The organism is Clostridium sp., from assembly GCF_051278035.1.
Taxonomy (GTDB): Bacteria; Bacillota; Clostridia; order Clostridiales; family Clostridiaceae; genus Clostridium_AD.
In genome coordinates, this window is record NZ_JBNMNU010000204.1 from 1 (window position 1) to 6965 (window position 6965).

The following is a 6965-nucleotide window of genomic DNA, read 5'->3' on the forward strand; positions in this document are numbered from 1 at the left end:
TGCAAGCACTGCAGTTATTGCAGCTGTAAGTGTTGTCTTGCCGTGATCTACATGTCCTATCGTTCCAATATTAACATGTGGTTTACTTCTTTCAAATTTTGCTTTTGCCATTTTGTATTCCTCCTTATTTAAATAATTACACTTTTGTGCAAGTAAACTCATCCTTGTGTGTTATAGAGCCTTAATAATCATGGAGCCCATAACCGGGATTGAACCGGTGACCTCCACCTTACCAAGGTGACGCTCTGCCGACTGAGCTATATGGGCACTTAGTATTGGAGCGGGAAACGGGTATCGAACCCGCGACACCCAGCTTGGGAAGCTGGTGCTCTACCACTGAGCTACTCCCGCTGAGGTATAACTAAAAGTTATACACCAGTTATTTATTTTACTATCATTTGTTTGTATTGTCAATACATTTCATCTTTTACTTAGACATTTTTCTAATTTTCTTTTTACTCTTTGTAGTGCATTATCAATAGATTTCGCATGCCTATCTAAATCACAAGCAATTTCTTGATAAGATTTACCATCTAAGTATGACATAAGTACTTCCATCTCTAGCTCTGACAAGACTTCGCCAATTTCATTTTGAATGCTTATTACTTCTTCGCGGCTTATAACTAATTCTTCCGGATCAGTAATCTTAGCCCCTGATAACACATCCAATAATGTTCTGTCAGATTCCTCATCATATATCGGCTTATTTAAAGATATATATGTATTAAGGGGAATGTGTTTTTGGCGAGTGGCTGTTTTAATTGCTGTGATTATCTGCCTTGTAACACAAATTTCTGCAAAAGCCCTAAAGGAAGATAATCTGTCTGCTTTAAAATCTCTAATAGCCTTATATAGACCTATCATTCCCTCTTGATAAATATCCTCTTTATCGGCTCCAATTAAAAAATATGACTTTGCCTTAGCTTTAACAAAGTTTTTGTACTTATTAATCAAATATTCTTGTGCTCTAACATTATTTTTTTGTGCCTCAATAACTACTTCTTCATCAAATCTCTCTTCAAAGCATAAATTATTCATACTGGCGCCAATAATTTTTTCCAACAATATCCCCTCCACCCCAAACATAAGTCATATAGATGATTATACCTTAGAGGAATTTCTATAGTCAAGAGAATTCAACGACTTCTACGTATTTTCTCAAGTTTCTCCAATGTTTTTCCATCTAACCTATCTTCTAACCAATTTTTATTATCCAAATATTTCTTTTCAGTCTTGCTTTTAATTATTTTTTTAATGTTCATTACTTCGTGATAGAACTCTATGGACGACATTCGAATTGCACCTCTTTGGAAGGTAACTTGTTGCTCTAAAGAGTCAGATGTAACAACACATATTTCGGATTTTCGTCCGATATTATTCACTGCTTTTTCAATAAAGCTATCTGCTGTTTCACCCTCTTTTGTAAAAACTACAACTAAGTTACCTTTCCTTTCTTTTTTTCCAATGCTACCTTTAACCATATGTGCATCAAAAACTATAAACACTTTATAAGCTTTGAATTCAGAGTAGTTTTGAAGAGTATCAATAAGTTGCTGCCGCGAAGATTCGTAACTATATTCTTTAATTTCCTTAAGATTTTGCCAGCTATTAATAACATTATACCCATCTACAAAAACTATTTTCACTTCTTACCTCATCTGATTTTTTGTTTCATAATTTCATACATTATTATGCCACTGGCAACCGATGCATTTAAAGAAGTTATTTTCCCAACCATAGGTATTTTTACTAATACATCACATTTTTCTTTTGTAAGTTTAGATATCCCTCTACCTTCACTCCCGATAACAACTGCCACTGAACCAGTTAAATCTGTGTCAAAGATATAATTTTCTCCATCCATATCAGCACCATAAACCCATAACCCACGCTCTTTAATTTCTTCAATGGTCGTATTTATATTAGTTACTTTAACTATTTTCATGTGTTCAATTGCACCTGCTGAGGTTTTGTACACAGTCGGCGTTGCTCCTACATTTTTTCTCTTAGGTATTATTATACCATGAGCTCCACATACCTCAGCAGTTCTTATGATAGAACCAAAATTATGCGGATCTTGAATTTCATCTAATATTATTATAAAAGGCTTTTCTCCCTTTTCCTCCGCCTCTTTAAATATATCATTTAGTTCAAAGTATTTATAAGGTGTTACTATTGCAATAACTCCTTGATGTGATGCAGTTTGTGACATTTCATCTAACTTTCTTCTGTCCACTTCTTTTGTGACAATTCCTTTTTCTTTAGCTAATGCAAGTACTACACTTATAGATCCTACCATATCACCTTTTGCAATAAGAATATGTTCTATAGTTCTATCTGATTTCAACGCCTCTATAACTGCATTTCTTCCTTCAATTACATCTTCTCGTGCGGTTTGAGTTTTTAATTCTTCGCTTACACCTTTTCCAGAAGTATTACCTTCAACCTTTGGTCTAAGAAATTTTTTATTTGCCACTGAATTTTCTTGACCCTGTCTGCTCTTAGTAATACCCGTTCTTTTTTTACTAGCTCTATTAGTTGAAAACTCTTTGCTCTCTTTTGATCCGTGTTCTCCGGTTCTAGCTTTTTTAAAACCAGTTTCACTTTTATCTTCTTTACTCTTTGAAAATCCTTTACCTACTCTATTTCCCTGATATTTTTTGTTATCACTCATTTTGAATACCTCTCTCACTCTATCTATTTCACTTGATCTCTTAATAATTTAATGATTTTTCATGAACTAAATATTTTTTAATAATATTAGATTGTTCATTTCCAGACAATATCTCTACTAACTGATTATACTCCTTTTGAACACGATTCATATAGCTTACAAAAATTCTTTTGAGTATATTTACTTTTCCTTTAGATCGTGTTTAATAATTTTCTCAAACATATAATTTAACCTTTCATTCTTTTCACTCAAATATAAAAAACCTACTAAAGCTTCAAAACCTGTTGCCCATTTATATTCATTTAAATCTGCATTTTTAGGTGTGGTTCCACTTTTAGAATTTCTAGCCCTTTTAAATATTCTTAGTTCTTCTTCATCTAAATATTCTATAAAGAATTTCATATACTCACTTTGTGCATGAGCTTTTACATGAGCTACCGCTTTAATATGAATTTTATGTGCATTCATATCTCTATTTTTTTCTACAAGATAAGTCCTAATGAATACCTCATAAACTGCATCTCCAACTAATGCAAGAACAAGCGGGTTCACCTGTTTAACTTGCTCCTTTGTAAATTTACCTTTCAACATATTAAATTCCATGGTTATTCTCCCTTTTAATGTTTACAACGTTATCTTATTATTTTTAAATTCTTCTTTGACTCTATCAATAATTATGCTTGTTTCCAATATTTCATTATCGATCTCATTTCTGAGTTTAAACTCAATTTCACCTTCAGAACTTTTTTTACCAACAGTTATTCTAATTGGAATTCCGATTAAATCTAAGTCCTTAAATTTAACCCCAACTCTCTCTTTTCTATCATCCATAAGAACTTCTACACCTGACGCTGTAAGGTCATTATAAATTTCTTCAGCAATTTTCATCTGATTTTCATCTTTTATAGATACTGGAACTACTACGACTTGATATGGCGCTACTGACATGGGCCATTTTATGCCATTTTCATCATGATGTTGCTCAATAATAGCTGCCATTGTTCTATTGATACCTATACCGTAACATCCCATAACTAAAGGTTGCTTTTTCTGATCTTGGCCAATAAAAGTTGCACCCATAGGTTCTGAATACTTAGTTCCTAATTTAAATATGTGCCCTACCTCTACCCCTCTAGCTATAGTAATGGCTTCTCCACACTTAGGACATTTATCCCCTGCCGCAGCCTTCCGATAGTCGCCAACCCTACCTTCAAAATCTTTTAAATAATTAGCATTTTCGTAGTGATATCCTGTATCATTTGCTCCAATTATAAAATTAAACATATTAGAAACCTCTGAATCTACTAAGAGTACATCACACGCAATGCCAATTGGGCCTGCGAATCCAACTGCCGCTGAAGTTGATGACATTACAGTCTCTGCATCTGCCATTTCAAATTCCGTAGCCTCAGCTATTGCATTTTTAACTTTAGTTTCGTTTACCTGTCTGTCTCCCCTTACCATAACAGCAATTACTTTATTATCAGCTTTGTATAAAAGAGTCTTCGCAATGTTTTTAGCTGTAGTCTTAAAGAACTTCTCTAAATCCTCTATAGTCTTTACATCAGGAGTTAGTATTTTATTAAGTTCTTTAAGCTCCTGTTTTTTAAGCAGTTCTGGATTTCCTGATGCCTTCTCCATATTAGCGGCATAGCTACATGAACTGCAGAAAACCACCTCATCTTCACCAACTTCAGATTCAACCATGAATTCTGCCGAACCCGAACCTCCCATTGCTCCAGAATCAGCCTCTACAGCCTTGCATTTAAGGCCACATATTTTAAAAATATTATTATAAGCATCATACATTTTATTGTAAGATATATCCAAACCATCATAGTCTGCATCAAAACTATAAGCATCTTTCATTATGAATTCTCTTGATCTCATTACTCCAAATCTTGGTCTTCGCTCATCTCTATACTTTGTTTGAATCTGATATAAATTAAGCGGTAGTTGCTTATAAGATTTTATTTCATTTCTAGCTATATCTGTAAATACTTCTTCGTGTGTAGGTCCCAAACAGAATTCTCTTTGACTCCTATCTTTTACTCTAAACATCTCTTCCCCATAAGCGTCCCATCTGCCAGACTCTACCCATAACTCTTGCGGAATTAAGGCAGATGCTAAAAACTCTTGCGCATCTGCGCCATCCATTTCCGCTCTAACAATGTTTTCAATTTTTTTTATAACTCTTATTCCAAATGGCATATAATTGTATATCCCCGAAGCCATTTTTCTCATCATTCCAGCTCTTAACATTAATTTATGGCTGTCAATTTCTGCTTCCGCTGGTACTTCTCTTAGAGTACTTATTAACATTTTTGATAATTTCATAATATTCCTCCTTATATATATATCTTACCTAATTTGTATTTTAAACTTTTGCAAAAAATAAAAAATTCGCCCTGTTTTAGGGCGAATTATATCGCGGTACCACCTAAATTTGCACTCATTTTTTAACGGTATATACTACCGGTAGTTTCTCTACAGCTCCAAAGTTGGTTCAAACCCTTTGAAAATCTCTCAACCTAGTATTTTCTCTCTGTAAATCGGCCTCTACTATTCTTCATCATTGCCTACTATTCAATTTATAAAAATTTACTTTATAACTACCAATCAGTATACACATTAAATATGATCCTGTCAAAATTAAAACCTTTCTAATATCTGTTTTCCTATTTCTAAATCCTCTGGTGACGTAATTTTTATATTATTGTAGCTACCTTCATAAAGGTATACCTTATTACCATACCTCTCAACCACCATAGTATCATCAGTCACCTTAATACCCTCTTTGTGAATTTTCTTGTGGCAATCTAATATAATATCATACTTAAAGGTTTGAGGTGTTTGAACACAAAACAACATTTTTCTTTCAGGCGTTTCCAAAGAAAATCCTAAGAAATCTTTAATCTTAATAGTGTCCTTAGGCTCTACTCCACAAGCAGCCGCTCCGTATAAATTAGCATAAACAACTGCATTCCTAATAATGGATTCATTTATAAAAGGTCTAGCCCCATCATGAATAAGTACTATCTCACAATCAATTAAAGCTTTTAGACCGTTTAACACAGAATCCTGTCTTTCTTTTCCACCAATAACTATATCTTTAACTTTTGAAAATTTATATTTTTCAATTATTTCTTCCTTGCAATAATCCATTTCACCTTCTGCAACAACTACTATAATTTCATCTATACAATTGCACTCCGTAAAAGCTTTTAAAGTATAATACAAGATGGGATACCCGTTAATATTTAAGTATTGCTTATTAATAGGTTTTCCCATGCGGCTTCCTTTGCCCCCAGCTAAAATTATGGCACAGTTTTTACTCATAAAAAACCTCACTTACCTAAATACCTAATTCTTTGCGACAGTATCCTTATTTTTAGCAAAAATCATTCTACCCGCTGCGGTCTGAAGTACTGATGTGACAATAACAACTATATTTTCGCCAATATATCGTCTTCCACCCTCAACAACAATCATTGTGCCATCATCTAAATAGGCTATCCCTTGACCTGATTCTTTTCCATCTTTCATTACTTGGATTTTCATCTCTTCTCCTGGAAGAACTACTGGTTTTACAGCGTTCGCAAGTTCATTAATGTTTAGAACTGGAACCCCTTGGAACTCCGCTACCTTGTTTAGATTGAAATCGTTTGTAACTACTTTACCATTTAAAACTTGAGCTAATTTTAAAAGTTTACTATCCACTTCTGCAATATCCGGAAAATCCTTCTCCCAAATTTCAACCTCAATGTTTAACTCCTTTTGAATCTTATTTAGTATATCTAGCCCTCTTCTTCCCCTATTCCTTTTAAGCCCATCTGACGAATCAGCAATATGCCTTAGTTCTTCTAATACAAAAGTTGGTATTATTAGCGGTCCTTCAACAAATCCCGTTTGACAAATATCAAATATTCTACCATCTATTATTACTGATGTATCCAGTACTTTAGGGTTTTCATTAGTATACCCCTTTGTTTTTTTATCTTTAAACCCATTGTTCTTTTTCATGCTTGTGAATAATGACACTATTTCATCTCTTTTTCTAACGCACATATCTGCTCCCAAAGCTGCCATTATTACCGCAAAAACAACCGCAATAATATTCCATATAGGTGATTGGTCTTTAAATAAACCTGCAAATAATGATGCGATTACAAGACCTATTATTGCCCCACCTGTACCAAAAATAATTTGAGCTGTAGGTACCTTTTGTGTGCTTTTCTCCACATAATCCATAAACTTCATTATAAAAGAAACGATTATGGGAGACAATAGA

At 33.7% G+C, this 6965-nt stretch carries 8 protein-coding genes and 2 tRNA genes; all 10 read right to left on the minus strand.

Going from position 1 to position 6965, the window contains the following annotated elements:
- Nucleotides 1-111: GTP-binding protein (locus tag ACJAX4_RS20705; RefSeq protein ID WP_435791331.1), on the minus strand; the 111-nt coding region annotated here is incomplete at its 3' end.
- Nucleotides 112-191: 80 nt separating this feature from the next.
- A tRNA-Thr gene (locus ACJAX4_RS20710) sits at nt 192-267 on the minus strand.
- Nucleotides 268-276: 9 nt separating this feature from the next.
- A tRNA-Gly gene (locus tag ACJAX4_RS20715) sits at nt 277-351 on the minus strand.
- A 69-nt stretch (nt 352-420) separates the two neighbouring features.
- On the minus strand, nt 421-1038 hold the full coding sequence (sigH, locus tag ACJAX4_RS20720; protein ID WP_435791332.1) for an RNA polymerase sporulation sigma factor SigH: 618 nt from the start codon (nt 1036-1038) through the stop codon (nt 421-423).
- Nucleotides 1039-1136: 98 nt separating this feature from the next.
- The gene (locus ACJAX4_RS20725; protein WP_435791325.1) at nt 1137-1646 is read right to left on the minus strand and encodes an NYN domain-containing protein; all 510 of its coding nucleotides are present in this window, start codon (nt 1644-1646) and stop codon (nt 1137-1139) included.
- An 8-nt stretch (nt 1647-1654) separates the two neighbouring features.
- On the minus strand, nt 1655-2377 hold the full coding sequence (gene rlmB / locus ACJAX4_RS20730; protein WP_435791333.1) for a 23S rRNA (guanosine(2251)-2'-O)-methyltransferase RlmB: 723 nt from the start codon (nt 2375-2377) through the stop codon (nt 1655-1657).
- Nucleotides 2378-2854: 477 nt separating this feature from the next.
- Complete coding sequence (locus ACJAX4_RS20735; protein ID WP_435791327.1) at nt 2855-3277, minus strand: Mini-ribonuclease 3; 423 nt, start codon at nt 3275-3277, stop codon at nt 2855-2857.
- 21 nt (nt 3278-3298) lie between these two features.
- Nucleotides 3299-5011, minus strand: a complete 1713-nt coding sequence (locus ACJAX4_RS20740; RefSeq protein ID WP_435791328.1) for a proline--tRNA ligase — start codon at nt 5009-5011, stop codon at nt 3299-3301.
- A 315-nt stretch (nt 5012-5326) separates the two neighbouring features.
- Entirely contained in the window at nt 5327-6013 is a 687-nt protein-coding gene (gene ispD / locus ACJAX4_RS20745; RefSeq protein WP_435791329.1) for a 2-C-methyl-D-erythritol 4-phosphate cytidylyltransferase, read from the minus strand.
- Between the two features lie 24 nt (nt 6014-6037).
- Nucleotides 6038-6965 (minus strand): PIN/TRAM domain-containing protein (locus ACJAX4_RS20750; RefSeq protein ID WP_435791330.1); only part of this gene is annotated, 928 nt, incomplete at its 5' end.